Origin of the sequence: Advenella sp. EE-W14, assembly GCF_012923605.1 — a bacterium.
GTDB classification, from domain to species: Bacteria; Pseudomonadota; Gammaproteobacteria; order Burkholderiales; family Burkholderiaceae_B; genus Advenella; species Advenella alkanexedens.
This window is the reverse complement of the sequence record NZ_JAAVNG010000009.1, coordinates 230,664-257,647: the sequence shown is the minus strand read 5'-3', so window position 1 is coordinate 257,647 and position 26,984 is coordinate 230,664. Positions and strand designations below refer to the sequence as shown.

Sequence of the window (26,984 nt, the reverse complement as noted above, 5' to 3'; positions counted from 1 at the left end):
AGGCAGCTTGGGTGAATGCCGGATTTGCAGCACTGGGTGCAAATGTAATCCATAAAGTCCGGATGGGCATATAATGGTTTTTTTGAACCCATGATAATTGTAAAGCGCTAAAAATGAGTATTGCCCATTCAGTCCGTGTCCCTCCCTTGCCAAAAGTAATGCTGGAACCTGTTGTTCGCATGGCCTTGTTGGAAGATCTTGGCAGGGCGGGTGATTTAACCAGCAGCAGTATTATCCCGCCACAAACCCAAACAACCATGAATCTGGTGGCTCGTCAAACGGGCGTTTTGGCCGGCCTTGAGCTTGCTTGCCTGGCGTTTGAGTTGCTGGATGAGAATATCAAGGTCAGTATTTCCCGTAGCGATGGTGCCCGCTTGAATCCCGGTGATCTTGTTGCCAGTATTTCAGGCCCGGCTGGAGCCATTTTAAGCGCCGAGCGTACAGCCCTTAATTTTCTGGGGCATTTAAGCGGGGTAGCAACGGCAACCGCTTCCATTGCCGATGCCATTCGCGAATATGGTACCAAGGTCACCTGTACCCGTAAAACCCTGCCAGGCTTGCGAGCCTTGCAAAAATACGCGGTACGGGTTGGTGGTGGCAGCAATCATCGCTTTGGCCTGGATGATGCCGTCTTAATCAAGGACAATCATATTGCCGTGGCAGGCAGCCTGCGTGAAGCTGTCTTGAGGGCGCGCGCCAATGTTGGACATATGGTGCAGATTGAGCTGGAGGTGGATACCCTGGCGCAATTGGCCGAAGCGCTGGAATTGGGAGTTGATGTCATCCTTCTTGACAACATGGATACCGACATGCTGAAAAAAGCGGTTGCCATGGTTGATGGACGTGCCGTTACGGAAGCTTCAGGCAGAATCAATGCGCAAACGGCGCCTGCGATTGCCCAAACCGGTGTTGATCTGATCGCTGTTGGCTGGATTACCCATAGCGTTTCTGTTTTTGATTTCGGACTTGATGCGGTTGAATAAAGCTTAAAAGGAAGTATGTGCATCATGTCCGATCAAATTGTGCTCCAAGTGATTCAGATGGGGATTCCACCTGAAGCGGTTCATACTGTTTATGGTGATCAGTACCAATGGTTTCAGTCGGCACTGTCCAGGGGGCCCAACCCCTTGTCGTTGGATCTTCGTGTTACCCGGCCCGATTTGGGTGAGACACTTCCGGAACCGGGGGATTTTGATGTGGCGGTTATTACCGGTTCCTGGTCCATGGTGACTGACCGGCTTGACTGGAGTGAGCGCACTGCTGAATGGGTAAGACAGGTCATTGCGCAAGAGCGGCCCTTGCTGGGTGTATGTTATGGTCATCAGCTTATGGCCCATGCCTTGGGTGGGGTGGTTGACTATCACCCTGATGGCCCCGAAATCGGCTGCAGGCCTGTCAGCCTTAATCCTGCAGGACAGGCAGATCCGTTTTTCAGCAGTTTCCCGCAGCAGTTCCAGGCTCATTTAACCCATTGGCAAAGTGTGCTGCAAGTGCCATCCGGTGCTGTTGTTTTGGGCTCGTCCGAGCATGATTCCCACCAGATCATTCGTTATGCAAAAAATGCCTTGTCGGTACAGTTCCACCCCGAATTTATGGAGGAATTGATGCGACATGTTATTGCCGGAAATAACAAGTCTTTATCACCTGAAAACAAAACCTCTTTGCTTGATGCGGTTGTTGATACCGTTTCCGCCAGAAATATACTCTTGCAGTTTGTGTGCCAGGCTGTTTGATTATGCGAGTGTTCCATGCTGTTTTTGAATAATGCCTGAAATGCCAAAAAAGCCGCCCAAACCGGACGGCTTTTTTGGGGTTGTAAGCTGCTTTAACGCATTTCAAAGGCCTCCTGATGGAAAGTGAATTTGCCATGCCACCATTTCTTCAGGTTTGATTTAATATTGTCAGCCAGGCTGGTTGGACCACAAAACCAGATTGCGGTACGATCTTTTTGCGCCAGTGCAAGAGCCAGTTTTTCTGCATTGAAGTAATTTCCTTTTTCACTTTCATGCACATGCAACCTGACAGAAGGCAGTGTCTCGCAAAGTTGCCGGATACGTTCAATGAAGGGATCTTTTTGCGCATTACGCAAGCAATAATGCAAGTCAGCTGAAGGTGTGGTGTCCGGCGATTTCTGAGATGCTTCCAGCCATGAAAGAAACGGGGTGATGCCAATACCACCGGCAATCATGGTATGGTGCGAGCTGGCATCCAGATGGCTCAGGTCAAAGCAACCGTATGGACCTTCCGCCTTGATTTTTTGACCAATCTTGATCTTTCTGGATAAGTGACGGGTATAGTCACCCAGTGCCTTAATCTGAAAACTGATACGTCCGTCATTCCCGGGTGCACTGGAGATGGTAAAAGGGTGTGCACCTTCGTGTCGATCAAAAGTCAAAAAGGCAAATTGTCCCGCATGGTGCGTCTTCCAGGAGGCATTCATTTTGCAGGTGATTTCCGTCATGTCTTCATCATGAACCCGAATGGACTCAATGGTGCCCTCTGATTGACGTGGTTTGCCGATTAAACCGGCCAGGGAAATGATGCTGGCAATACAGGCGGGTACAAACAGGATAACAAGCAGGATGCCGATGGGTTGTACCCAGTAGCTGGCTGGTGCAAGCACGATTGTGTGAAAGACCAGTAACAGAAAGAAAACCGGCATCACTTTATGGACATAACGCCAGAATTTGTAAGGGAATTTTTTCCACAGGGTGAGCACCAGCATGATAAGCAGGGCATAAATAATCAATTCACCACTGTCTTTGGCAAAAGAACGGAACATGGCGGCAAACTCGGTCAGGTCGCCCTTTGGGGGGCGTCCTGTTGTGCCAACCCAGGACTTGAGCAGGTCGCTGGACATATCCAGCAACCAGTGCAGGCCGGCCGCACAAATGCCCAGAATGCCTGCCCATTTGTGCAGTTGGTACATCTTATCCATGCCGCCCAGTGGCTTTTCAAGCCAGGCCGGACGAATGGAAAGCACCATGACCAGCGACATGAGTGCAATCGCCCACAGGCCGCTTAAATAAAGCCCCTGTCTTTGAATCAACCACGGCAAGGCTCCCTGCCGGAGCGGGTTCAGGTAAAATACATCATACCCCCAGGCCAGGGTGATAAGTGATATAAAGAAAATAAGCCGTGTTTTCATGCGCGCCACCTTTACGCTGATTGTTCAGGACAGGGATTCATCAATTTCATCAATCGTTATTTGTTTTTTGTTTTGGTTTTGATGATCTCTCCGGTTTTTGGATCAAGCTTGAGTTCCACGCGTTGATTCTCCTGGTTCCGTGCCTTGACCTCATAAACGTTATCATCCAGATCGATTTCGGTGATATTTGTATAGCCGGCCGCTTCCACCTTGTCGTAAATCTGTTTGATATTCAAACGTGACTGGGCGGGGGCGGTCTGCACTTGAGCTGTTGTGGTTTGAGCCAGAGCGGTATTCAGGGCAGCGCCAGAAAAAATCAGGCTGGAACCAAGGGTAAGGGCAGTTAATAAACGAGTTGTTTTCATGGTCATTCTCCGTAGTTTCGATATGATCGGTATTGATCATGAACGCATTATGCATGGAGATAAATGAATAGGATCTGAAGGATTTGTTCATGTTCCGTTCATCTTTCCTGTGATATAAAGAATTTGATGATTAATGAGCTCAAATGCAGGAGACACCATGAAAGGAACGAGGTTTTATAACGGAGTGCTGGGTGGCCTGCTGGCTTGTACCCTATTGTTTTCCGCGCATGCTTATGCGGACTCCGATGATCATGAACGGGCCCGACAGCTCTTGGCAGAGGGCAAAATCATGCCTTTGCGTACAGTGCTTGAAAAAGTGGAAAAAGAATTTGGCGGGCAGGTGGTCAAGATCGAATTTGAGCATGAGGATGACCATGATGATGACGACGATGACGACAGCGATGATAAAGGTAAAAGCCGCTGGCTTTATGAAATTAAGTTGGTCCAGGACTCGGGTCAAATGCTTAAATTGGTGATTGATGCCGAAAACGGTTCGATTTTGAAGAAAAAAGGCAAAAAAGTGTATAAAAACAGACAGGAAAACGACTAATGCGCATACTGGTTGTGGAAGATGAGCCGACCTTGTCCTTGCAATTGCAAGAAACACTGGAGAATGCCGGGTATGTGGTGGATGTGGCCATGAACGGAAAAGATGCCTGGTTCATGGGAGAGGTGGAAACATTTGATCTGGCCATTCTTGACCTTGGTTTGCCATTGATGGATGGTATTTCCGTGTTGAAAAAATGGCGTGAGGCCGGACTTGCCATGCCCGTCCTAATCTTAACCGCACGGGATAACTGGCATGAAAAGGTCATGGGTATTGATGCCGGGGCTGATGACTATGTGACCAAGCCTTTTCATATGGAAGAGCTGCTGGCAAGAGTCAGGGCCTTGTTACGGCGTACCAGTGGCCATGCCAATGCCATTCTTAAAAATGGCCCCATTGAAATGGATACGCGTAATGCCAGGGTCAGTGTCGATGGCGTGCCACTTGCCCTGACGAGTCATGAATTCAAGGTGCTGGAGTATTTTATGCATCATCCCGCGGAAGTGATTTCCCGTTCCATCCTGACCGAACATATTTATGCCCAGGATGCCGATCGTGATTCAAATACCATCGAGGTTTTTATTGCACGCCTGCGCAAGAAGCTGCCTGCGGGTACCATAGAAACGGTGCGAGGAATGGGGTATCGACTGGTCTAGAAAATCATGATGCCACGTAAAACCGCCTTGTCGTTCTGGTCATCGCTCAGGTTTCGTCTGCTGGCGGGCACATTGGCCTGGGTTTTGTTAACCATTATCGTTGCCGGTTGGGGGCTAAATAGCCTGTTCAAGCAACATATGATGCAGCAGGTAAGGGCAGAGCTGACCCTGCATCTTAACCAGCTGCTGTCTTTTGTAGCGGTTGATCCCGATGGCAAAGTCAGTGTTCCACATGCACTTAGCGATGCACGCTTTGATCAGCCCTTATCGGGCCTTTACTGGCAAATAGACCAGCAGGATGGGCAAGGGCGGACGGCAACCACAGGGCTGTTGCGTTCCCGTTCACTTTGGGACAATGTGTTGCCCACCTCGAACATTGGCAATACCAGTACGGCACTGCAGGATTTTACAATCACTGATGCCGATGGCACTGTACTGGACGCTGTGGGCAGAATTATTCAACCGGAAGAAGAGTCCCCATATCCCTTGCGGCTGGTGGTGGCTGTTAACCACGATATTGTCGCCTTGCCTGTCGAGCGGTTTCGCAATATGTTGATATTGGCATTAACCATATTGGCTATCGGTCTTATGGTGGCGGTGACGATACAGGTTATTTTGGGGTTGCGTCCCTTTGGCCGACTCAGGAAAAGCCTGGCTGATGTTCATGAAGGAAAAACGTCGCATATTGAAGGTGATTTTCCCGCAGAGCTCGAACCTCTGGTTAATGATTTTAACCAGGTTCTGGATGTGAATGCCAAGGTGATTGAAAGGGCAAGAACGCAGGCCGGTAATCTTGCGCATGCCGTCAAAACCCCATTGGCCATTTTATCCAATGCAGCAGCCAAAGAACAAACGTCCTTTTCTGCCCTGGTCCAGGAACAGGTTGCCATGGCACAGCGACAGGTTAATTATCATCTGGCCAGAGCCAGGGCTGCCGCTGCCATGCAGGCCAGCACCAGCCGCACACCGGTAAAGAAATCGCTGGAAGCCCTTATCAGGGTGATGCAACGCTTGTACGCAGAGCGCAATCTGGATATCCGTTTGCTTTTGCAGGAAGATCATTGTGCCTTCAGGGGTGAAGAGCAGGATTTTCAGGAAATGCTTGGTAATGTACTGGATAATGCCTGCAAATGGGCCAGTCATGCCATTAGCGTAACCGTGGCACAGGTCCGGAATGACATTGTCATCACGGTTGATGATGATGGGGAAGGGTTGCCGGAAAACCAAAAAGACCTGATTTTCCAAAGAGGGATCAGGGCGGATGAAAAAAAACCGGGCACCGGATTGGGACTGGATATCGTTCGTGATTTGACTGATTTGTATCAAGGGGCTGTCGTGACGGCTTCTTCTCCTTTTGGTGGGTTGCGGGTAGTATTAAGATTACCCGCCGCCAGTCTGGGGTTAAAACATTAAATTGCAATAATGTTCTGATATAGTATAACTATGTGACTGGGATATCCGCTATAGTTAAAACTAAACATGCTTATAAAAACAATAAATTATACATATTAACTGTATCGGGCTATACTGGTCACATATTAAGTTTTCTAACCAACAAATAAAGGAAGAAAGAAATGTCATTAATCAATACAGAAATCAAACCTTTCAGCGCAACGGCTTACCACAACGGCAAATTCATTGACGTTAACCAGGACAGCCTGAAAGGCAAATGGTCTGTTGTTGTGTTCTACCCTGCTGACTTTACATTTGTTTGCCCAACAGAACTGGAAGACTTGGCTGATCACTATGACGAGTTCCAAAAACTGGGCGTGGAAGTTTACGCAGTATCAACCGATACTCACTTCTCACACAAAGCATGGCACGACACTTCTGACGCGATTTCTAAAGTTAAATACCCAATGATTGGTGACCCAACCCACGTATTGGCCAACAACTTTGAAGTTCTGATTGCTGAAGAGGGTGTTGCTCTGCGTGGTACATTCGTTATTAGTCCAGAAGGTCAAATCAAAGTGATGGAAGTGCACGACAACGGTATTGGCCGTGATGCTTCTGAACTGCTGCGTAAAGTTAAAGCTGCCCAGTATGTTGCCGCTCACCCAGGTGAAGTTTGCCCAGCCAAATGGGAAGAAGGTGCTGCTACATTGACTCCTTCACTGGATCTGGTTGGCAAAATCTAATTAACTGTCAATTCAGTCAGTCATAATTGCAACCTGAATTTATTTCAGGTTGCCAGGTTCGGGTTTTGCCCGAACCTTATCCCCCAAAGCTAAATAAATCAAGATCCGGAGAGTTCATCATCATGTTAGATGCAAATATCAAATCACAATTAAAAACTTACCTTGCAATGGTTTCACAGCCTATCGAAATTGTTGCTTCACTGGATGATGGCGCTAAATCGAAGGAACTGAAAGAGTTATTGCAGGAAATCGCTTCTGTTTCAGACCGTGTTACTTTGAATGAACAAGGTACTGACTCACGCAAGCCATCTTTTACCATTAATCGCCCCGGAACCGATATCAGCGTTCAGTTTGCCGGTATTCCGATGGGCCATGAATTCACTTCACTCGTACTTGCCCTGTTGCAGGTCGGTGGGCATCCGATCAAACTGGATGAGTCCGTCATTGAACAGATCCGTAATCTCGATGGCGATTATAAGTTTGAAACCTATTTCTCATTGTCATGCCAAAACTGTCCTGACGTTGTCCAGGCATTAAACGTCATGTCAATCATCAACCCGCGGATCAAGCACGTTGCCATTGATGGCGCCTTGTTCCAGGATGAAGTCGATAGTCGCCAGATCATGTCAGTACCCACCATGTTCCTGAATGGTGAGCCATTTGGTCAAGGTCGATCCAGTGTAGAGGAAATTTTGGCCAAACTGGATACCAATGCAGGCAGCCGCAAGGCCGAAGAGCTCAATGCCAAGGATCCTTTTGATGTATTGGTGATTGGTGGCGGTCCTGCTGGTGCTGCCGCTGCGATTTATGCCGCCCGTAAAGGCATTCGCACCGGTGTGGCCGCAGAGCGTTTTGGTGGTCAGGTATTGGATACCATGTCTATCGAAAACTTTATTTCTGTCAAAGAAACCGAAGGCCCCCGTTTTGCCGCCCAGCTTGAAGAGCACGTACGTGCCTATGATGTGGATATCATGAACCTGCAGCGTGCCGAAGAACTGATTCCTGGCGATAAGGAAATTTCCGTCAGGATGGAAAATGGTGCCGTACTGAAAAGTAAAACCGTTATTCTGGCGACTGGTGCCCGTTGGCGCAACATCAATGTTCCCGGTGAACAGGAATATCGTACCAAGGGTGTTGCTTACTGCCCGCACTGTGATGGTCCATTGTTTAAAGGTAAACGGGTTGCCGTTATTGGTGGCGGTAACTCGGGTGTAGAGGCGGCAATCGACCTGGCCGGTGTCGTAGCCCATGTGACATTGATTGAGTTCGGAGACCTGTTGCGTGCCGATGATGTATTGCAACGTAAACTGCGCAGCTTGCCTAACGTTGATATCATTGTGTCTGCCCAAACCACCGAGATTCATGGTGATGGCAACAAGGTAAATGGCTTGTCTTATAAAGACCGCACAACCGAAACTATCCATAAAATCGATCTGGAAGGCGTATTTATCCAGATTGGTCTGGTACCCAATACAGAATGGCTCAAAGGTACTGTTAATTTAAGCAAGCACGGTGAAATCGAGATTGATGCCAAAGGCCAGACATCGGTTCCCGGGGTGTTTGCCGCCGGTGATGTAACCACGGTTCCCTACAAGCAGATTGTGATTGCAATTGGCGAAGGTGCAAAAGCTTCTTTGAGTGCTTTTGATCACATCATTCGTACTTCAGTGACCGAGGAAGAAACCAATTCCGAGGGTGTTGCAGCCTAGTTGCAGCTTATTCAGAAGGTAGTTTGAAATGGCACGTAAAAATACGTGCCATTTTTTATATTTTTTATCAAGCCAGTTGTTTAAGTGCCATTTGAACAATAGCCTGTGCGTTGACGCCAAAATGTTGACGTAATTCAGCGCGGGTATCGCTTCGGCCAAATCCGTCCGTACCGAGGGTGATGTATTTGCGTCCTGCCGGTACATAAGCACGGATTGATTCGGGCAGCATCCTGACGTAATCGCTGGCGGCAATAATTGGCCCTTTACTGTTTTGCAATTGTTCTTCAATAAAAGGCATTGCTGGCTGGTCGGAAGAATTGCTTGAATGTTCGCTGCGTTGGCCGTCACGGGCCAGCTCGGTCCAACTGGTAACACTGAAAACATCGCATGCAATGCCTTGTGAGGACAATTCCCCGGCGGCAGCCAGGACTTCGGTAAGAATGGCACCGGAACCCAGCAGTGTGACGGCATTCTTTTCTTGCGTTCCAGATACTGACTGTGCCGGGTAGTGCCTGAAATGATAAGCACCTTTAAGGACATTTTTACGCATCCCGGGTTTCAGTGAAGGTTGCGGATAGTTTTCATTCATGACGGTAATGTAATAAAACACATCTTTTTGCTCCGTCATCATTTCCTTCGTGCCCTGTTCAATAATAACGGCCAGTTCACCCGCAAAAGCCGGGTCATAAGATTTGCAATTGGGAATGGTGGCAGACCAGATATGACTGGAACCATCCTGGTGCTGCAAACCCTCGCCGCCAAGAGTGGTTTTGCCCGAGGTGGCACCAATCAGGAAACCACGCGGGCGCTGGTCGGCTGCCGCCCAGATCAAATCCCCAATACGCTGGAAACCGAACATGGAATAATAAATATAAAAGGGGAGTATGGGTGTACCATGGACGCTATAACTGGTTGCTGCAGCGACCCAACTGGAAATGGCCCCTGCTTCACTAATGCCTTCTTCCAGAATTTGCCCATCAAGCGCTTCACGGTAACTCAGGATAGAGCCAATGTCTTCGGGTTCATATTGCTGGCCTACACTGGAGTATATGCCGACCTGTTTGAACAGGTTGGCCATGCCAAAAGTACGTGCTTCATCAGCCACAATGGGAACAATGCGCTGGCCGATTTCATTATCTTTCAGGAGGTTGCCTAGCATGCGTACAAAAGCCATGGTGGTGGACATGTTTTTATTTTCGGCCTGCAAGGCAAAACCGGCCCATTGTTCTACCGGTGAAGCCTGGCGTGTTGGTGTATCGGTATAGCGCTTGGGTAAATAACCCCCCAGTTTTTGACGCTGTGCATGTAAATAACGTATTTCTTCGCTGTTTTCATCGGGTCGGTAAAAATCCAGGTTAAGGGTTTGTTCATCGCTTAACGGCAAATTGAAACGATCCCTGAAGGCAAGCAACTCGGTGTCCCCGAGTTTTTTCTGTGAATGGGTGGTCATTTTCCCCTGGCCTGCATTGCCCATGCCATAACCTTTTTTGGTATGGGCCAGAATAACCGTGGGCTGTCCCTTATGATTGACGGCAGCCGCGTATGCCGCGTAAATTTTGACTATATCATGACCACCGCGACGGAGCTTGTCGATTTGTTCGTCGCTCATACCTTCAACCAACCGTTGAAGTGCTTCATTTTGCCCAAAAAAATGCTCACGGTTAAAGGCACCATCGTTAGCGGCAAAGGTTTGCATTTGTCCGTCAACGGTTTCGCCAAGAGCTTTTGTCAAGGCACCCGTCAGGTTTTTGGCAAACAGAGGGTCCCAGTCGCTGCCCCATAGCACTTTAATGACATTCCATCCGGCACCGGTAAACAGGCGTTCCAGTTCTTTGATGACTTGTCCATTTCCCCTAACCGGGCCATCAAGACGTTGTAAATTGCAGTTGACGACCCAAACCAGGTTGTCCAGTTTTTCACGGGCAGCCAATGTCAGTGCGCTCATGGATTCGGGTTCATCCATTTCGCCGTCACCAAAAATGCCCCATACTTTGCGGTTTTCGCAGTTTTGCAACTGACGATGTGTCAGATAATGCATGAAACGGGCCTGGTAAATGGAACTGATGGGACCAATTCCCATAGATCCGGTGGGAAATTGCCAGAAATCAGGCATCAGATACGGGTGAGGGTAGCTGCATAAGCCTTGTGCACCTTCACGGTTGGCACGCAACTCTTGCCTAAAAAAGCTTAAGTCCTTTTCAGTCAGGCGGTTTTCAAGAAAGGCGCGGGCATAAACTCCAGGAGCACTGTGAGGCTGGAAAAATACCAGATCTCCCTTATGGCCGTTTTCTGAGTTTTCACGGGCCCTGAAAAAGTGGTTGAAACCCACCTCAAACAAATCGGCAGCACTGGCGTAACTGGCAATATGCCCCCCCAATTCACCATAGGCGCTATTAGCCCTGACCACCATGGCCAGTGCATTCCAGCGTATCAAGGCACCCAGTTTTTCTTCTATCTTGATATTGCCGGGATAAGCAGGTTGTTGATCAAGAGAAATGGTATTTACGTAGGAACAACTATTCACGGGAGCCGTTTTCTGTTGCCAGCTTATTTTTAATTGTTGGGCTAATACAGACAATTCATCCAGGATAAATGCGGCCCGTTCACGGCCATGGGTGGCGACCAGTGAATGCAATGAGTCTTTCCATTCCTGGGTCTCTTGCGGATCAATATCTGTTTGCAAAAGGGTCTTCATCATTGTCTCAATAGGTTTGGGTAATGGGGCATTCATACGATTCCCTCCTTTTTATTAGCCATTTATTTTAAATATCCTGCTTGATATTCTAATTAAAATACCCAAAAATGAGATGCTGAATTTTTTGAGTAAAAATAGCAATTTCAGCATAAAATACTGTAAATATTATTTATGGCAGCATTTTATGAAACTGGATTTGGTAGACCTTAGAATTTTGGATGAACTTCAAAAAGACGGCTCTTTAAGTAATGTGGAGTTGTCAAGGCGAGTGCATTTATCGCCTTCACCTTGTCTGTCACGTGTCAAGGCGCTGGAAGAAAACGGTATTATTTCCCGTTACGTGGCCCTGGCCAATCCTTCGACACTGGGACTGGATCTGAATGTTTTTATTTCTATCAGTCTGAAATCCCAGGACAAACAGGCACTTGCGGATTTCGAGCAACGAATTTCCGAGCACGATGAAGTCATGGAATGTTATTTAATGACTGGCGACTCTGATTATCTGATCAGGGTGGCGGTTACCAATATTGGGGCACTGGAAAGATTCATCCTGGAGCAGTTAACCCCAATACCGGGTATTGACAAGATCCGTTCAAGCTTTGCGCTTAAGCAGGTTTTGTATAAAACAGCCTTGCCCCTGACCCGGATACAGAATAAAACTGCTTAAGGAAGAGGCTTGGCTATTTTCAGGCAACCTTGCGCAGGCGTTTAAGCAGGAAGGGTACAAACAGGAACAGGAAAGAGAGGGTCAGGAAAATGATAGACATTGGACTCTCTACCAAGACTGCCGGATTTCCCTGTCCGGCAGCCAGTGCGGTACGCAGCTGGTTTTCTGCCATAGGTCCCAGAATCAAGCCAATTAACAGGGGAGGGATGGGAAAATCATACACCCTCATGGCATAACCCATTAAACCGATCAAGGCCATGCATGCCAGGTCAAAAACCGAGCCTGAGACCCCCCAAATGCCAATCATGGCAAAAACGAGAATGCCGGCATATAACTGTGGTTTTGGAATGAGCAGGAGTTTGACCCAAATCCCAATGAGTGGCAGGTTAAGCACCAGCAACATAACGTTGCCAATATACAGCGAGGCAATTAGCCCCCAAATAAGTTCGGGATTGCTGGTAAACAAAAAAGGCCCGGGTTGCAAGCCAAAATTCTGGAAGGCTGCCAGCAATATTGCGGCGGTGGCAGAGGTTGGCAAACCCAGCGTGAGCAGAGGTACCAGAATACCCGCTGCTGCCGCATTATTGGCCGCTTCCGGGCCTGCGACACCTTCAATAGCACCCTTGCCAAATTCATCTTTGTGCTTGGAGAGGTTTTTTTCAAGAGTATAAGAAAGCATGGTGGGTATTTCAGATCCGCCACCTGGTATCGCACCCATTGGGAAACCAATTACACTGCCACGAATCCATGGCATGAAAGAGCGTTTCCAGTCGGATTTGCTCATCCACATTCCGCCCTTGACGGAAATGATTTCATCTTTCTGGTTTTTATAGCGACTGGCCACGTAAATGATTTCACCCACTGCGAACAGGGAGACAAGAACAACAGTCAACTCCATACCATCCAGCAAATCCGCAAACCCTAAAGTCATACGGGGTTGACCGGTCATATTGTCAATACCGATGACTCCAAAGGCCAGTCCAATAAACAGGGAAATAAAACCACGAACCCGGGAGCTGCCCATGACGACAGCAACTGAAGTAAACGCCAGAATAGTCAAGGCAAAATAATCGGCAGGCTTGAAATAAAAAGCCAGTTCCGCAACATAAGGGGCCGCAAAAGTTAGCGCAATCGTAGCGAGTGTGCCTGCGACAAAAGACCCTATGGCTGCGGTAGCCAGTGCAGCGGCACCTCTTCCTGCCCGGGCCATTTTGTTACCTTCCAGGGCAGTCATCATGGAGCCGGCTTCACCGGGGGTATTAATTAAAATAGAGGTCGTGGACCCGCCATACATGGCTCCATAAAGAACACCCGCAAACATAATGAAGGCAGAAACCGGTCCAACGGAAACCGTAACCGGTAAAAGCAGGGCGATGGTAAGGGCAGGGCCAATGCCAGGTAAAATACCAATGGCAGTGCCCAGTGTGGAACCTACCAGTGCCCAAAACAGATTGGTAGGGGTAAGGGCAACGTCAAACCCATGAAGCAGTAAACCCAGTGTATCCATATTTAACTTGAATTATTAATGTGGCAGGAGGATTAAATGCCCAGCAAAGGAATAAAGTCTCCGAGCTGAAGCCCTAGCAGACTAAATAAATACCAGCTGGCCGAGCCAAGTATGAAACCGGAAATGAGGTTCAGCACAATTTGTTTTGAACCAAAAGCCAGTGTTACCAGGGTAAATGACACCATCGCGGTAATGGGAAGCCCCAAATGCTCAATAATCAAAACCGGAACAACGGCAGCTGCAAGGGCAATGAAAAACGCCCGTTTATCCATGGGCGTGTCACCTTCGGCATTTTCAGTATCCTGTGGTTCGAATTTCTCACCACGTGCTATTTGTATAAGTAAAAGCACGCCAAGTACGATCAGCCCGATACCGGTTCCGGTCACAAACAGGCCTGGGCCAATGGCAGAGTATCTGGCAGTATTGGCAAGCTCGTCGGCCGAATACAGGCAAACCGCACCCATGAATACAACCACCAGCCCCAGCCACCAGGGCTTTGCAGGTGGTTGGGGTGTTGTATTAGCGGATGGAACAGCTTTATTGGACAAGACCTGCATCCTTCAGAATGGTGTTAATACGCTCGCTTTCGCTTTTTATAAAATCACCAAATTCAGCGCCAGCAAGGAAAAACTGATCCCAGCCTTGAGTTTGCAGAACCTGCTTCCATTCTGCGCTGTCATTCAGTTGAGTGAAGCGATCCACCCAAAGTTTGTAATTGTCCTCTGGCATTTCCGGGGCACCCAAAATACCACGCCAGTTGGCAATTTCAACATCGAAACCGGCTTCCTTGAAAGTGGGGACGTCCAGGCCTTCCATGCGTTCTGCCGAGGTAATACCGAGGATTTTCACCCGATTTGATTTGGCAAACTGCTGGAATTCTGAAATGCCGGAAATACCTGCCTTGAGGGTTCCGTTGACAATGCCGGTAACGGTATCGGCACCACCGGCCTGTGGAATGTAATTCAGATCTTTGACAGGTACGTTACCAGCTTGTGCCAAGAGGGCCAGGGCGATATGGTCAACACCACCGGCTGAGCCACCACCGACGGGCGTTCCGCCTGGGTTTTCTTTGAGTGCTTTGACAAAATCATCCAGATTCTTGTAGGGAGAGTCGGGACGGACGGCAATAACCAGATATTCAGCCGTTAAACGAGCCACTGGCTTGAATTTGCTTAGGTCTATGGGGGATTTGTTTAGTGTGATGGATCCTACCGTAATAGCACCAAAAACAGCCAATGCATTGGCTTTGCCATCCTGGGTGTTTTGGAATTCCGCCAGACCGATGGTACCGCCAGCACCCCCTTTATTGGTAAAGTTAACGGGGCCGGTATAAATGCCCGCCTTGTTCATGGCACTAAATGCCTGGCGGCCGGTAGCATCCCAGCCACCACCCGGGTTGGCGGGTAGCATGACACTAACCTGTGCATAGGCAGCGCTGCTGAACATGACAGCAGCGGTAAAAAGAGTGCGCAAAAAATTGTTTCGTTTCATGTCTACTCCAGTAAATGTGAATTATTGTCTGTTACGCTTTTAAGCTAGAATAGGTTGAAGCTATTGCTTTGTCAATAAGGGTTAAACAGATAAACCCGCAGATAACCCCGGCGATTGTATTTTTCTGATTGTCATTTATTTTGTAATTTAATAATCCAATAATGGGTGAGCTTTGAGTATGAATAAGCTTAAACGGTTTAATTTGTTTTTTTGTATGGGTATGATTGCGTTTAATGTAAACGCTGCCAGCATTGATCCCAAAGTGCCTTATCCGGCAGCCAAGCCAGGCCAGGTGCGGCAAGTCATTGATCTTCCATCCGTGCCCGAAGAGGAAAATCTGAAAGTGCAATTGATGGTGGGCAAGACTTTAAAGGTTGACTGCAATCGGCAGTTTTTTGGTGGGGAACTTAAAGAGCACACTCTTGAGGGGTGGGGGTATCCTTATTACAGCATTGAGGCATTAAATGGCCCCATGGCAACCTTGATGGCTTGTCCTGATCAGGATTTGACCGAGCAGTTTGTTCAGCTTGGTGGCAATGACTTTTTGCTTGATTACAATAGCCGTTTGCCAATTGTGGTTTATACACCGTCTGATGTGGAAGTGAAATATCGAATTTGGCAAGCAGGTGATAAAGTGGAAAAAGCCACTCAAGAATAGCCGTCAGGCAAGCGCTGTTGGCATTATTTGTGTTACAGTCCAAGACAAAAATCTGGTTCGGGTTTATCGAGGTTCATCCCATAAATAATGGTTGTTAAAGTCAAAGGGTGTTGTCAAAGGAATTTTAACAACGCCCTTTTTTAATTTTTATGTTTCAATGCTCTTGTCCTGTTCTTCATCAGGGTCAGCAGTCAAATCAAGAGAGGCAGGAAACAGATCCCAGCATGAAATAAACAGTGCGGCCAATAAAGGACCAATCACGAAACCATTGGGACCAAAAACGGTCAGGCCACCGATTGTGGAAATCAGAATGACGTAATCAGGCAGTTTTGTATCTTTACCGACCAGTAAGGGTCGAAGTACGTTATCGGTAAGACCAATCACCAGTACACCGAAAGATATCAGTACCACGCCATGCCAGGTTTCACCGGTGACGAGAAAATAAATGGATACCGGCAACCAGATGATGGCAGCACCGATAGCAGGTAACAAAGACAGGAAACCCATGATGGTTCCCCACAATAAAGAACCCTGGATGCCCAATACACTGAAAATGAACCCGCCCAATGCGCCTTGGGTAGCTGCGACCAGAATATTGCCCTTGACGGTTGCCTTGACAACGGTGGCAAATTTATTTAACAAATGCTGCTTTTGTTCATACTCAAGCGGAATCATCGATTTGATTTTATTCACCAGATAGCCACCATCCCTGAGCAGGAAAAATAGCAAATACAGCATGATTCCAAAGGTAATCAGGAACTGGAAAGTGTCCTGACCAATAGTAAGGGCTTGATTTGCCAGGAATTTGCTGGCTTGTGCTGCCGCTTCAGTCAGTTTTTCCCGCAGACCGAAAAGACTGTGAATTTCATAACGGTCAAGAATATCCTTAAAGAAAGGGGGGAGGTTTTGGATGATTTGCTCAAAATACAAACCTAAATTAAGCTCACCGGATTGGACTCTTTGATAGAGCAATGAAATTTCTTTTATTAGGGAGGTGGTGATGGTAATGAGCGGAATGATGACCAATAGCAATGCACTTACCAACGTTATCAGGGCTGCAGTATTGGGCGACTTGGGTATTTTTTTTAGAAGCCATAAATTAAGGGGCCTGAACAGAACAGCGAAAATGACCGCCCAGAAAATGGCACCGTAATAGGGCAAGAGCAACCATATAAAGCCAATGGAAACACCAATTAGCAAAAGAAGAAAAAAGTGATACTGGGTACTGTTTTTATTTTGATTCGGCGACATCATGTGTCCGTACAATAACGGGTTGATAGGTAGACAAGAAAGAAGGCATTTTCCAAAGCCCGGTAAAAACGTCAGTATAGTTGATTTTGCTTATTTTTCCATAAGGTGATGTGGATGGTCAGCATGCATCCATTGCTTTACAATAATTATTATTCTTATGTATTACTTGTATTACAGGACAGTATGGATACCATCAGGGGTTTAACAAAAAACGGTATTTCTAAAATTGGTATTTGCGCATCGTTTTTATTGCTGCTATCGGCCTGCAGTACCACGCCTCCCGCCAATCCTGAGAACATCTGCGAGATTTTCCGGGAAAAACCGTCATGGCATGAAGCCGCACTTGACGCCAAAGAGAAGTGGGGTGTGCCGGTTCATGTTCCCATGGCCATGATGTATCAGGAGTCCACTTTCCGTCATGATGCCAAGCCGCCCAAAGATTATCTGCTTGGTATCATTCCCTGGGGTAGGGTAAGCTCTGCGTATGGTTATGCCCAGGCCAAAGATGAAGTATGGAGCGATTATCGTAAAGAAACCAATCGCTGGAGCCCCGACCGCGATGATTTTTCGGATGCCCTGGATTTTATGGGCTGGTATATGAGTAAGGCACAAAAGGTAAACGGTGTTTCGAAGTGGGATGCCTATGCCCAATACCTGAATTATCATGAGGGCTGGACAGGTTACCGTAACGGTACGCACCAAAGTAAAAAATGGCTGCTGAATACGGCACAAAAAGTCAAGGACAGGGCTTCACGTTACAGTGCCCAATATGCGGCCTGTTCAGGTAATTTATAATTTGAACAGTATCAATGATGATAACTTCGGATATTAAACTGTTTTTCCTTGCCTGAATAGTGTGAGTTGAATCAGGAACATGGTTAACCTCGCCTTTCAGGAAGAAAGCAGGCGAATGGTTTATATTTGGCTTGAATTATCGTTTTTTGCAAGACAGATAGTGATTTATTAGTGTTTCCCTGAATGTGTAAGCCGGGATATTCGTGTACTATCGGGAAAATGGTTAGTATTTAGCCATTGTACTCAACACATAGCGGGGATAATTCATGAATAAACTATTGAAAAAATCACTAAGTAAACGTTTTGCCCTGTCAGCGAGCGCGCTGACGCTGTTTTCAGTTATTGCCGCTCCCGGTGCAGCAATTGCCCAACAAAAATTTGTCAGTATCGGTACTGGGGGTGTCACAGGAGTGTACTATGCCGCTGGTGGTGCCATTTGCCGACTGGTCAATAAAGATCGTGCCGATCATGGCCTGCGTTGCTCAGTAGAGTCAACCGGCGGGTCCGTCTTTAACGCCAATACGATTAAAGCGGGCGAATTGGATCTGGGCGTTGTGCAATCTGATGTTGGTTACAATGCCTACAAAGGAGAGGGTCAATTCAAGGAGCCTTTCGAAAAACTGCGTTCCGTATTTTCCATTCATCCAGAGCCGTTTACCATTCTTGCCCGCAAAGAAGCCAATATCAAGTCATTTGATGACCTGAAGGGTAAACGTTTTAACGTTGGTAACCCGGGTTCGGGTACACGTGCATCCATGGAACAATTGCTGAAGGCAAAAGGCCTGGACATGTCATTCTTCTCCCTTGCCTCCGAGCTGCGCCCCGATGAGCATGGTTCAGCATTGTGTGACGGAAAGATTGACGGTTTCTTTTATGGCGTAGGTCACCCTTCTGCCAATATCCAGGATCCAACCACAACGTGTGGTGCGCAACTGGTTCCTATTACAGGCCCCGAGGTTGATAAACTGGTCGAAGACAATCCTTACTATGCCAAGGTTTCAATACCCGGTGGTCTTTATCAAAACAACCCGGATCCCACCGAAACCTATGGTGTATTGGCTACTTTTGTAACGTCTTCCGATGTGCCTGATGATGCCGTGTATAACGTAGTCAAGGCCGTCTTTGACAACTTCGAGGATTTCAAGAAGCTGCATCCGGCACTGGCACATCTTAATAAAGAAGAGATGGTCAAAAACGGTCTGTCTGCCCCCTTGCATCCTGGCGCTGAAAAATATTACAAAGAAAAAGGCCTGATCAAGTAATAATAAATAGTGTTTTTTAAGGTCACTGGTCTGGAATTTATCTTTAGAGCGTTCCAACAGTGACCTTTTGTTGTATATAGATGAAGGAAAATTATGAGTACTGATATAGACGCAACAAAAAATGCAGCACTCGAACAAATGGTCGCCGATGTTGACAGAGGTGGGCGACATGTGGGTGGTGTTGCGGGTGGCGTATTGGCTGTTGGCGCGCTTATCTGGTCATTTTTTCAGTTATGGTACTCGTCACCGCTGCCATTCACGTTTAATTTTGCCATTTTTAACGATACCGAAGCACGGTCAATTCACTTGGGTATTGCCATGTTCCTGGGGTATCTGGCTTATCCGTTCAATAAAAAAGCCGCCAATTACATGCCTTGGTATGATTGGGCCTTTGCTATTATGGCCGGTTTTTGTGGCGCCTATCTGTATTTATTCTATAACCAGCTGGCAACCCGTCCGGGTTTGCCAACAACGCTAGACGTGGTCTCTGCCAGTATTGGCCTGCTTCTGTTGCTGGAAGTGACTCGCCGTGCCTTGGGCGCACCCATGACGATTCTTGGTGCCGTCTTTTTGCTGTATGTGTTCCTGGGCCCGCACTTGCCTGATGTTCTGGCTCACAGAGGGGCATCGATAGAACGAATGGTATCCCATATGTGGTTGACCACAGAAGGGGTTTTTGGTGTCGCGTTGGGGGTATCGGTTTCTTACATTTTTATTTTCGTGTTGCTGGGATCCTTGCTTGACCGCTGTGGTGCCGGCAACTACATGATGCAGGTATCTTTTGCCTTGCTCGGACATTTACGGGGCGGTCCGGCAAAAGTGGCCGTGGTTTCATCCGCAGTTAACGGTATCGTGTCGGCCTCATCAGTGGCCAACGTGGTAACGGGGGGTATTTTCACCATCCCGCTCATGAAAAAGTCGGGTTATGGCGGCATACGTGCTGGGGCGATTGAAACCGCTTCCTCCGTGAACGGTCAAATCATGCCACCGGTCATGGGGGCAGCCGCTTTTCTGATGATTGAATATGTCGGTATTCCTTACACCGATGTCATCAAGCATGCGCTTTTACCCGCCAGTATTTCCTACGTGGCCCTGTTTTATATCGTTCACCTTGAAGCCCTGAAATTAGGGATTGAGCCCATGATGAGTGGGGGCAAGCCCAAAACCGTTACACAAAAACTGACCGGTTGGGGGTTTGGTATTTCGGGTACCCTTATCGTCATGGGTCTGGTTTACTGGATAGGTGTGGGTGTGCAGCAAATAGCCGGTGCGGCCGCTATCTGGATCTTGCTGACCCTGTTGTTGGTGCTGTATGTTTTGCTTTTGCGCATTACCGCTTCACATCCCGATTTACCAACGGAAATTGATATTGCCAATCCGGTCAGACCAGAAGCATGGCCAACAGTGCGTGCAGGCCTGTATTTCCTGATTCCTATCGGTATTTTGGTATGGTGCCTTAGTGTAGAGCAGCTTTCCGCAGGCCTGTCTGCCTTCTATGCCTGTATTTCAATGATCTTCCAGATGCTCACGCAGCATCCGATTATTGCCTGGTTTCGCAAGAAAAACGTGTCTTCCGCTGCCAAACAGGGGGTTTCCGAAACTCTGACCGGTCTTGAGGAAGGGGCTCGCAATATGATTGGCATTGCAATCGCCTGCGGTACCGCCGGCTTGATTGTAGGGGCCATTACCTTGACTGGACTGGGGCTGCGCATGACTGCGTTTGTCGAGTTGGTTTCTATGGGCAACGTGCTGATCATGCTGTTTTTTACCGCTGCTGTCTGTTTGATCTTGGGATTGGGCATGCCAACCACGGCCAACTATATCCTGATGGCAACCCTGATGGCTCCGGTTGTGGTTGAACTGGGTGCGCAAAATGGCATTATCATCCCCTTAATTGCCGTGCATATGTTTGTGTTTTATTTTGGCATTATGGCCGATATTACACCGCCGGTAGGCCTGGCCACATTTGCCGCAGCGGCAATTTCCGGTGAAGATCCCCTTAAAACCGGGATTATGGGCGTTACCTATGCCATGCGTACCGTCATTTTGCCGTTTATCTTTATCTTTAATCCCCTGATTTTGTTAATTGGTATCGGAAGTGCGTGGGAGCTCATTCTGGTGGTTTTTGGTGCCACGCTGGCTTCGCTTACTTTTGCAGCGGCAACCATGTTCTGGTTCAGGATTAAATGTAATTGGCTGGAGGTCATACTGCTTTTGCTGGCGACTTTCCTGTTGTTCAGGCCGGATTGGTTCATGAATAAACTGGCAGATGAGTATGTGTCTCGTCCCGTGTCGGAACTCTACACGGTAGCGGCAGATCTGCCTGAATCCACCCGGTTTGTCGCCGTTCTGCAGGGTTTCAGTATTGAAGGAGATGAAATTGTCAAAACCGTGGCGGTCAATTTGCCAGCCCTGGCTGAAGACGATGACCTCTCCAATAAAGAACTGGCAGGCAGAAAACGTCTGAACGGTGCCGGACTTAATTTCATGGTATTGGGAGACCAGGTTCAGTTGGCCAGTGTCCGTTTTGGCAGCAATGCCCAGAAGTCAGGCTGGGATGCAGGGTGGGATGTACTGGAGCTTAAAGTTCCAAACCCGGCTCGTCCTTCTGAACTGTGGTTCTTTGTACCTGCGCTCATTATCATTTTGCTGGTTTGGCTGGCGCAGGGAAGAAGGATGAAAAGGTTGCCTGGTCACACCGACAGAGTCCGAGTCACTATGGCTTAAATGGCTGGCAACGTTTATAAACCTTGAAATAAAGCACCATATTCGGTTATTGATAATCAGGATATGGTGTTTTGAATTTTATGGGCATTTCAGGTATAAGGGGAATACAGGTATCATGCTGCAAAACAAGCCATTTTTTTCAGTTCTGGAATATTTTTAATCAATTAAAAAGGAAGTAACTATGTCCGGGTTTCCCTATATGAACAGGCAGTATCTGTTTGACCACTATCCCAATGTGGTGGTGACCTCTGAGTGCTTTAAGCTGCATGATGAGATTATTTCCCAAATTGATGAAGGGGAAATCCTGGTGCGTAATCACTATCTGTCCCTTGATCCCTACATGCGCGGCAGAATGAGCAAAGCCAAAAACTATGCTGCCGGGCAAGAGCTGAATACAGTCATGCAGGGCGGAACAGTGGGTGAGGTGGTTGAGTCTAAACACGCTGATTTCAAGGTGGGGGATACGGTTATTTGTACGGGTGGCTGGCAATTGTATTATCGTACCGCGCCCACCATGGATAGTAATCATGTACGAAAAATAGATGTTTCACGTATTCCCATGAGTGTTTATTTGGGTGCAGCGGGCATGCCAGGGATTACCGCTTGGTATGGCCTGAATAAAATCATCAAACCACAGTCCGGTGAAACGCTGGTGGTCAGTGCCGCTTCGGGTGCGGTGGGTAGCGTGGTCGGGCAACTGGCCAAGCAAAAAGGGTGTCGCGTAATTGGTATTGCCGGTGGTCCGGAAAAATGTGAGTACGTGGTTGAAACCCTGGGGTTTGATGATTGTATCGATTACAAGGCCTATCCTGATGCTGAAACCCTGTCACATGAGCTCAGGCAGCTGGCTCCCAATGGCGTGGATGCTTATTATGAAAACGTGGGCGGCTATATTATGGATGCCGTGCTTGATAATCTTAACGCGTTTGCCAGGGTTGCCATTTGTGGCCTGATTGCCGGTTATGACGGTCGCGCCATTCCAATTAGTAATCCAAGGGCCATTTTGGTTGCCCGCGCCAGCATTACCGGTTTTATTATCTCGGATCATATGGATATTTGGCCTCAGGCACTGGCTGAACTGGCCGAAGCGGTTGCCAATGGCGTGCTTATTTTCAGGGAATCGGTAAGCGTCGGGCTTGAAAGTGCGCCCGATGCGTTTATAGGATTGCTGCAAGGACATAACTTTGGCAAGCAACTGGTCAAGCTGATTTGATTATTATACTTTTCAAGCTGGCTTTTTTTGAAATTTAAACCGACATGGTTCTTGAAGCTTGAAGAACCATGTCGATATGTTTTTTTAATACGCCATTAGTTCAGGTTGTGGGTTCTGATAAGGCCTACGGCTATGCCTTCAATCGTGAATTCCTGGTTTGGCCGCACAATAATAGGTGCGAAATCGGGGTTTTCAGGTAAAAGTTCGATATGCGAGGTTTTTTTGATGAAGCGCTTGACGGTGACTTCGTTTTCGATTCGAGCCACGATGACCTGACCGTTGCGCGCTTCCGGATATTTTTTTACTGCCAGCAAGTCGCCATCAAGAATGCCGATATCTTTCATGCTTTGGCCTTTGACCTTAAGCAGGAAATCGGGTTGTTGCGTAAAGAGGGCAGGGTCTACGTTGATTTCACGATCAATATGCTCTGCCGCCAGAATAGGATTACCGGCTGCCACATGACCTATTACCGGCAGCAGTATTTGGGAGACCTTTTCCAGAAAGGATTCTTCCTTGTTGATATTTGAGTCGGGATTGGTTGTTGCCAGGCGAATGCCACGGGATGCACCTGCAGTCAGGATAATGGCACCTTTTTTGGCCAGGGCCTTCAGATGGTCTTCAGCGGCATTGGGAGATTTGAAGCCGAGTGTTTTGGCGATTTCAGCACGCGTGGGTGGGAAACCGGTTTTTAGGATATTTTGCTGGATTAAATCCAGGACCTGTTGCTGTCTTGCGGTTAGTTTAATTGTCATGCTGTATATGCCATAAAATCGGACTGTATATTCATACAGCCCGATTTTGCTTCATTTACAGCTAAATTGCAAGCGCTTGTTTACAGTACCTGTGCAATCGCCTTGGCAACGTAATCAATATTGCGGCTGTTAAGTGCGGCAACACAGATACGGCCGCTTGATACGGCATATACACCGTGTTCAGTGCGCAAGCGATCTACCTGGTCTGAGGTCAGGCCAGAGTAAGAAAACATACCGCGCTGAGACAGGACAAAATCAAAGTTTTGTGTCACGCCGTGCTCTTTCAGCTTGGCCACCAGTTGTTGGCGCATGTCACGAATACGGTTACGCATCCCTGACAGTTCTTCTTCCCACAGGGCAAACAACTCGGGAGAATTCAGGACGCTGCTGACAATGGTGCCACCATGGGTGGGCGGGTTGGAGTAGTTGGTGCGAATGACACGTTTGACCTGGCTTAAAACACGAGTGGATTCATCGGCACTGCTGGTGATCAGGGTTAAGGCGCCAACCCGTTCTCCGTAAAGGGAGAATGATTTGGAGAATGAAGAGCTGATAAACATGGAGATGCCCAAATCCGCAAACAGACGAACCACTTTTGCGTCTTCTTCAAGGCCGTCACCAAAGCCTTGGTAAGCAATATCTAGGAAAGGAATAAGATCTTTTTCCTGGATAAGCTGGACAATTTGTTTCCATTGTTCAAGGGTGGGATCAACACCGGTCGGGTTGTGGCAGCAGGCATGCAAAACAACAATTGATTTTGCAGGCATGTTTTTAAAAGAGGCCAGCATACCTTCAAAATCAAGACCGTGAGTGGCGGCATCATAGTAGGCATAGGTTTCTACCGGGAAGCCCGCACGCTCGAACAGGGCGCGATGGTTTTCCCAGCTGGGGTTGCTGATGAATACTTTTGAATCGGGCGTGATTTGTTTAAGGAAGTCTGCGCCAATTTTAAGGGCACCGGTTCCGCCCAGTGCCTGGAACGTTAAGGTGCGTCCTTCTTTGGCCAAGGGCGAGTCTTTGCCCAGTAGCAGTTCCTGGGCACCCTTATTGTAATTCTTGATGCCTTCAATGGGCAGGTAGCCACGTGCCGCAGCCGCTTCAATGCGGGCCACTTCTGCTTTATGCACTGCTTTCAACAGGGGAATGCGTCCTTCGTCGTCATAATATACGCCAACGCCCAAATTGACTTTGGAAGAGCGGGTGTCAGCATTATATTGTTCGTTCAGGCCAAGAATAGGGTCGCGAGGAGCCAGCTCGACAGATTCAAAAAGTGTGGTCATCTTCAGATATGCGGCGGATTTGCCGGAGTTGTTAAATAAAGAGGATAATGTATGATTGCAAGTTTGTTTTCAATCAGATCATTAAAGTAAAAGTCTAGCATGAGTGAACCAGGTTTCATAGAATATCCGGGCAGTCCTTTCAAGCTGTATCAGCCATACCCGCCCGCCGGAGACCAACCCAAGGCCATTGAGTCCTTGACAGAAGGGATTCGTGATGGCCTGATGTTTCAGACTTTGCTGGGCGTGACGGGATCAGGCAAAACCTACACAATGGCCAATACCATTGCGCAACTTGGCCGGCCTGCCTTGGTTCTGGCACCCAATAAAACTCTTGCCGCACAATTATACGCTGAAATGCGCGAATTTTTTCCGCATAATGCGGTTGAATATTTTGTTTCTTACTACGACTATTACCAGCCTGAAGCTTATGTGCCCACCCGTGATCTGTTCATAGAAAAAGACTCTTCCATCAATGAACATATCGAGCAGATGCGGCTTTCAGCTACCAAAAGCCTGCTTGAAAGGCGGGATACAATTATTGTCGGGACGGTCTCCTGTATTTATGGTATTGGTAATCCGGCCGATTATCATGCCATGGTGCTTATTTTGCGCGCCGGAGACCGGATTCCCCGACAAGAACTGTTGGGCAGATTGGTTGCCATGCAATATGAGCGCAACGACGTTGATTTTGACCGGGGCGCTTTCAGGGTACGTGGCGAAGTAATTGATATTTTCCCGGCGGAAAGTGCCGAACTGGCCGTGCGCTTGACGCTTTTTGATGATGAAATTGAAACGCTTGAGCTTTTTGATCCTTTAACGGGCAAGGTCAGGCAAAAAGTACCGCGTTTTACAGTTTACCCCAGTTCGCATTACGTGACGCCACGAGATACGGTATTGCGTGCGATTGAAACCATCAAGGCCGAGCTGCGTGAGCGGGTGCAGTTTTTTATCGATAACCATCAATTGGTGGAAGCGCAAAGAATAGAACAACGCACCCGGTTTGATATAGAAATGCTGCAGGAACTGGGCTTTTGCAAAGGCATCGAGAACTACTCTCGCCACCTGTCTGGTGCGGCTCCTGGAGATCCGCCACCCACCTTGATAGATTATCTGCCCGAAGATGCCCTGATGTTTTTTGACGAAAGTCATGTCATGATGGGGCAGTTGCGGGCCATGTATCGTGGTGACCGCTCGCGTAAGGAAACGCTGGTGCAATTTGGCTTCAGACTTCCTTCGGCGCTGGATAACCGTCCACTTAAAATGGAAGAATTCGAGCAGCGCATGCGGCAAAGTATCTTCGTGTCCGCCACCCCCGCCGATTATGAAAAAGAGCATTCCGATAACATCGTAGAGCAGGTGGTTCGTCCAACCGGACTGATCGATCCGGTTGTTGAAGTCAGGCCGGCAAGCACCCAGGTTGATGATTTGCTGGGCGAGGCCAAGTTACGTATTGCCCAGGGTGAGCGGGTTCTGGTAACCACCTTAACCAAACGCATGGCCGAAGACTTGACCGACTACCTGACTGAAAACGGGCTTAAAGTCCGTTATCTGCACTCTGATATTGATACTGTTGAGCGGGTTGAGATTATTCGCGATTTGCGCCTGGGGCATTTTGATGTGCTGGTGGGCATTAACCTTTTACGGGAAGGACTGGATATTCCTGAGGTATCTTTGGTTGCCATTCTGGATTCAGACAAAGAAGGCTTTTTACGTTCCGAGCGAAGTCTGATTCAAACCATTGGTCGGGCCGCGCGTAACCTGCATGGCAAGGCGATTTTATATGCAGATCGAATTACCGATTCCATGCACAAGGCCATTAGTGAAACCGAAAGGCGTCGTACCAAGCAAATGAAGTATAACGAGGAGCATGGTATTACGCCCAAAGGCGTCAGCAAGGCTGTCAGGGAAATGATTGATGGCGTGATTTCCAATGCCGCACAGATCAACCTTGATAATGAATTGGAATTCATGGATGTCATTGGTGATGAAAAATCCCTGGCCCGTGAAATCAAGCGCCTGGAAAAGCAAATGCATGAGCATGCCCGTAACCTTGAGTTCGAGCAGGCAGCGGCAGTGCGCGATACCCTGACCCGGCTCAAGCAAAAGGCGTTATTAAGTTAAAG

At 48.0% G+C, this 26,984-nt stretch carries 23 protein-coding genes; 14 read left to right on the top strand and 9 right to left on the bottom strand.

Annotation, left to right across the window (positions count from 1 at the left end):
- The first annotated feature begins 113 nt into the window (after window positions 1-113).
- Complete coding sequence (gene nadC, locus HCX92_RS08495) at window positions 114-983, top strand: carboxylating nicotinate-nucleotide diphosphorylase (RefSeq protein ID WP_169294515.1); 870 nt, start codon at window positions 114-116, stop codon at window positions 981-983.
- Between the two features lie 24 nt (window positions 984-1,007).
- Window positions 1,008-1,733, top strand: a complete 726-nt coding sequence (locus HCX92_RS08490) for a glutamine amidotransferase (RefSeq protein ID WP_169294514.1) — start codon at window positions 1,008-1,010, stop codon at window positions 1,731-1,733.
- A 92-nt stretch (window positions 1,734-1,825) separates the two neighbouring features.
- Here HCX92_RS08490 and HCX92_RS08485 read toward each other — a convergent pair whose 3' ends face one another.
- Window positions 1,826-3,148 carry a ferric reductase-like transmembrane domain-containing protein gene (locus HCX92_RS08485; RefSeq protein ID WP_169294513.1) on the bottom strand — a complete coding sequence of 441 codons (1,323 nt, stop codon included), beginning with the start codon at window positions 3,146-3,148 and terminating at the stop codon, window positions 1,826-1,828.
- A gap of 56 nt (window positions 3,149-3,204) precedes the next feature.
- Window positions 3,205-3,513, bottom strand: a complete 309-nt coding sequence (locus HCX92_RS08480) for a PepSY domain-containing protein (protein ID WP_169294512.1) — start codon at window positions 3,511-3,513, stop codon at window positions 3,205-3,207.
- A 157-nt stretch (window positions 3,514-3,670) separates the two neighbouring features.
- Between HCX92_RS08480 and HCX92_RS08475 the strand changes: the two genes are divergently transcribed.
- From HCX92_RS08475 to ahpF, 5 genes are all read left to right on the top strand, one after another.
- A complete protein-coding gene (locus HCX92_RS08475; RefSeq protein ID WP_169294511.1) occupies window positions 3,671-4,063 on the top strand; it encodes a PepSY domain-containing protein in 393 nt (130 codons plus the stop codon).
- Entirely contained in the window at window positions 4,063-4,716 is a 654-nt protein-coding gene (locus tag HCX92_RS08470) for a response regulator transcription factor (protein WP_169294510.1), read from the top strand. The genes HCX92_RS08475 and HCX92_RS08470 overlap by 1 nt, the downstream gene beginning before the upstream one ends.
- A gap of 6 nt (window positions 4,717-4,722) precedes the next feature.
- Window positions 4,723-6,129: an ATP-binding protein gene (locus HCX92_RS08465; protein ID WP_169294509.1), complete on the top strand. Its 1,407-nt coding sequence runs from the start codon at window positions 4,723-4,725 to the stop codon at window positions 6,127-6,129.
- 161 nt (window positions 6,130-6,290) lie between these two features.
- The gene (ahpC, locus tag HCX92_RS08460) at window positions 6,291-6,854 is read left to right on the top strand and encodes an alkyl hydroperoxide reductase subunit C (RefSeq protein ID WP_169294508.1); all 564 of its coding nucleotides are present in this window, start codon (window positions 6,291-6,293) and stop codon (window positions 6,852-6,854) included.
- 122 nt (window positions 6,855-6,976) lie between these two features.
- Window positions 6,977-8,563: an alkyl hydroperoxide reductase subunit F gene (gene ahpF, locus HCX92_RS08455; protein ID WP_169294507.1), complete on the top strand. Its 1,587-nt coding sequence runs from the start codon at window positions 6,977-6,979 to the stop codon at window positions 8,561-8,563.
- A 67-nt stretch (window positions 8,564-8,630) separates the two neighbouring features.
- Here the strand turns inward: ahpF and mdeB are convergent, their stop codons facing one another.
- The gene (gene mdeB, locus HCX92_RS08450; RefSeq protein ID WP_169294506.1) at window positions 8,631-11,294 is read right to left on the bottom strand and encodes an alpha-ketoglutarate dehydrogenase; all 2,664 of its coding nucleotides are present in this window, start codon (window positions 11,292-11,294) and stop codon (window positions 8,631-8,633) included.
- Between the two features lie 148 nt (window positions 11,295-11,442).
- Between mdeB and HCX92_RS08445 the strand changes: the two genes are divergently transcribed.
- On the top strand, window positions 11,443-11,925 hold the full coding sequence (locus HCX92_RS08445; RefSeq protein ID WP_169294505.1) for an Lrp/AsnC family transcriptional regulator: 483 nt from the start codon (window positions 11,443-11,445) through the stop codon (window positions 11,923-11,925).
- A gap of 19 nt (window positions 11,926-11,944) precedes the next feature.
- Here the strand turns inward: HCX92_RS08445 and HCX92_RS08440 are convergent, their stop codons facing one another.
- Genes HCX92_RS08440 through HCX92_RS08430 form a run of 3 tightly spaced genes read right to left on the bottom strand, consistent with a single transcriptional unit; the run spans window position 11,945 to window position 14,923 of the window.
- Window positions 11,945-13,432, bottom strand: coding sequence for a tripartite tricarboxylate transporter permease (locus tag HCX92_RS08440; protein ID WP_169294504.1), 1,488 nt, complete (start codon window positions 13,430-13,432; stop codon window positions 11,945-11,947).
- Window positions 13,433-13,464: 32 nt separating this feature from the next.
- Entirely contained in the window at window positions 13,465-13,989 is a 525-nt protein-coding gene (locus tag HCX92_RS08435) for a tripartite tricarboxylate transporter TctB family protein (protein ID WP_169294503.1), read from the bottom strand.
- The gene (locus tag HCX92_RS08430; protein WP_169294502.1) at window positions 13,970-14,923 is read right to left on the bottom strand and encodes a tripartite tricarboxylate transporter substrate binding protein; all 954 of its coding nucleotides are present in this window, start codon (window positions 14,921-14,923) and stop codon (window positions 13,970-13,972) included. The genes HCX92_RS08435 and HCX92_RS08430 overlap by 20 nt, the downstream gene beginning before the upstream one ends.
- 220 nt (window positions 14,924-15,143) lie before the next feature.
- Here HCX92_RS08430 and eco point away from each other — a divergent pair, with 220 nt between their 5' ends.
- Window positions 15,144-15,581 carry a serine protease inhibitor ecotin gene (eco, locus tag HCX92_RS08425; protein ID WP_211182324.1) on the top strand — a complete coding sequence of 146 codons (438 nt, stop codon included), beginning with the start codon at window positions 15,144-15,146 and terminating at the stop codon, window positions 15,579-15,581.
- 147 nt (window positions 15,582-15,728) lie between these two features.
- Here the strand turns inward: eco and HCX92_RS08420 are convergent, their stop codons facing one another.
- A complete protein-coding gene (locus HCX92_RS08420) occupies window positions 15,729-16,832 on the bottom strand; it encodes an AI-2E family transporter (RefSeq protein ID WP_169294501.1) in 1,104 nt (367 codons plus the stop codon).
- A 183-nt stretch (window positions 16,833-17,015) separates the two neighbouring features.
- Between HCX92_RS08420 and HCX92_RS08415 the strand changes: the two genes are divergently transcribed.
- The 4 genes from HCX92_RS08415 to HCX92_RS08400 all read left to right on the top strand — a co-directional run bounded on the left by HCX92_RS08415 (window position 17,016) and on the right by HCX92_RS08400 (window position 22,829).
- On the top strand, window positions 17,016-17,627 hold the full coding sequence (locus tag HCX92_RS08415) for a hypothetical protein (protein WP_246587385.1): 612 nt from the start codon (window positions 17,016-17,018) through the stop codon (window positions 17,625-17,627).
- A 266-nt stretch (window positions 17,628-17,893) separates the two neighbouring features.
- Entirely contained in the window at window positions 17,894-18,889 is a 996-nt protein-coding gene (locus tag HCX92_RS08410) for a TAXI family TRAP transporter solute-binding subunit (RefSeq protein WP_169294500.1), read from the top strand.
- A 93-nt stretch (window positions 18,890-18,982) separates the two neighbouring features.
- Window positions 18,983-21,616, top strand: coding sequence for a TRAP transporter fused permease subunit (locus HCX92_RS08405; protein WP_169294499.1), 2,634 nt, complete (start codon window positions 18,983-18,985; stop codon window positions 21,614-21,616).
- Between the two features lie 181 nt (window positions 21,617-21,797).
- Complete coding sequence (locus HCX92_RS08400; protein ID WP_371808402.1) at window positions 21,798-22,829, top strand: NADP-dependent oxidoreductase; 1,032 nt, start codon at window positions 21,798-21,800, stop codon at window positions 22,827-22,829.
- 95 nt (window positions 22,830-22,924) lie between these two features.
- Here the strand turns inward: HCX92_RS08400 and lexA are convergent, their stop codons facing one another.
- Both lexA and HCX92_RS08390 read right to left on the bottom strand, forming a co-directional pair.
- Window positions 22,925-23,581, bottom strand: coding sequence for a transcriptional repressor LexA (gene lexA / locus HCX92_RS08395; protein ID WP_169294498.1), 657 nt, complete (start codon window positions 23,579-23,581; stop codon window positions 22,925-22,927).
- Window positions 23,582-23,661: 80 nt separating this feature from the next.
- Window positions 23,662-24,861, bottom strand: a complete 1,200-nt coding sequence (locus HCX92_RS08390; protein WP_169294497.1) for an amino acid aminotransferase — start codon at window positions 24,859-24,861, stop codon at window positions 23,662-23,664.
- Window positions 24,862-24,960: 99 nt separating this feature from the next.
- Between HCX92_RS08390 and uvrB the strand changes: the two genes are divergently transcribed.
- On the top strand, window positions 24,961-26,982 hold the full coding sequence (uvrB, locus tag HCX92_RS08385) for an excinuclease ABC subunit UvrB (protein ID WP_169294496.1): 2,022 nt from the start codon (window positions 24,961-24,963) through the stop codon (window positions 26,980-26,982).
- The last annotated feature ends 2 nt before the right edge of the window (window positions 26,983-26,984 follow it).

What these genes read in the sequence shown, in the direction of transcription:
- HCX92_RS08470 (WP_169294510.1), top strand. Translation starts at nt 4,063, where the DNA reads ATGCGCATACTGGTTGTGGAAGATGAGCCGACCTTGTCCTTGCAATTG.
- HCX92_RS08440 (WP_169294504.1), bottom strand. Translation starts at nt 13,432, where the DNA reads ATGGATACACTGGGTTTACTGCTTCATGGGTTTGACGTTGCCCTTACC.
- lexA (WP_169294498.1), bottom strand. Translation starts at nt 23,581, where the DNA reads ATGACAATTAAACTAACCGCAAGACAGCAACAGGTCCTGGATTTAATC.
- HCX92_RS08465 (WP_169294509.1), top strand. Translation starts at nt 4,723, where the DNA reads ATGATGCCACGTAAAACCGCCTTGTCGTTCTGGTCATCGCTCAGGTTT.
- ahpC (WP_169294508.1), top strand. Translation starts at nt 6,291, where the DNA reads ATGTCATTAATCAATACAGAAATCAAACCTTTCAGCGCAACGGCTTAC.
- HCX92_RS08405 (WP_169294499.1), top strand. Translation starts at nt 18,983, where the DNA reads ATGAGTACTGATATAGACGCAACAAAAAATGCAGCACTCGAACAAATG.
- uvrB (WP_169294496.1), top strand. Translation starts at nt 24,961, where the DNA reads ATGAGTGAACCAGGTTTCATAGAATATCCGGGCAGTCCTTTCAAGCTG.
- HCX92_RS08475 (WP_169294511.1), top strand. Translation starts at nt 3,671, where the DNA reads ATGAAAGGAACGAGGTTTTATAACGGAGTGCTGGGTGGCCTGCTGGCT.
- mdeB (WP_169294506.1), bottom strand. Translation starts at nt 11,294, where the DNA reads ATGAATGCCCCATTACCCAAACCTATTGAGACAATGATGAAGACCCTT.
- HCX92_RS08445 (WP_169294505.1), top strand. Translation starts at nt 11,443, where the DNA reads ATGAAACTGGATTTGGTAGACCTTAGAATTTTGGATGAACTTCAAAAA.
- HCX92_RS08390 (WP_169294497.1), bottom strand. Translation starts at nt 24,861, where the DNA reads ATGACCACACTTTTTGAATCTGTCGAGCTGGCTCCTCGCGACCCTATT.
- HCX92_RS08420 (WP_169294501.1), bottom strand. Translation starts at nt 16,832, where the DNA reads ATGTCGCCGAATCAAAATAAAAACAGTACCCAGTATCACTTTTTTCTT.
- HCX92_RS08400 (WP_371808402.1), top strand. Translation starts at nt 21,798, where the DNA reads ATGTCCGGGTTTCCCTATATGAACAGGCAGTATCTGTTTGACCACTAT.
- HCX92_RS08485 (WP_169294513.1), bottom strand. Translation starts at nt 3,148, where the DNA reads ATGAAAACACGGCTTATTTTCTTTATATCACTTATCACCCTGGCCTGG.
- HCX92_RS08490 (WP_169294514.1), top strand. Translation starts at nt 1,008, where the DNA reads ATGTCCGATCAAATTGTGCTCCAAGTGATTCAGATGGGGATTCCACCT.
- HCX92_RS08415 (WP_246587385.1), top strand. Translation starts at nt 17,016, where the DNA reads ATGGATACCATCAGGGGTTTAACAAAAAACGGTATTTCTAAAATTGGT.
- eco (WP_211182324.1), top strand. Translation starts at nt 15,144, where the DNA reads ATGATTGCGTTTAATGTAAACGCTGCCAGCATTGATCCCAAAGTGCCT.
- HCX92_RS08480 (WP_169294512.1), bottom strand. Translation starts at nt 3,513, where the DNA reads ATGAAAACAACTCGTTTATTAACTGCCCTTACCCTTGGTTCCAGCCTG.
- HCX92_RS08430 (WP_169294502.1), bottom strand. Translation starts at nt 14,923, where the DNA reads ATGAAACGAAACAATTTTTTGCGCACTCTTTTTACCGCTGCTGTCATG.
- nadC (WP_169294515.1), top strand. Translation starts at nt 114, where the DNA reads ATGAGTATTGCCCATTCAGTCCGTGTCCCTCCCTTGCCAAAAGTAATG.
- HCX92_RS08410 (WP_169294500.1), top strand. Translation starts at nt 17,894, where the DNA reads ATGAATAAACTATTGAAAAAATCACTAAGTAAACGTTTTGCCCTGTCA.
- ahpF (WP_169294507.1), top strand. Translation starts at nt 6,977, where the DNA reads ATGTTAGATGCAAATATCAAATCACAATTAAAAACTTACCTTGCAATG.
- HCX92_RS08435 (WP_169294503.1), bottom strand. Translation starts at nt 13,989, where the DNA reads ATGCAGGTCTTGTCCAATAAAGCTGTTCCATCCGCTAATACAACACCC.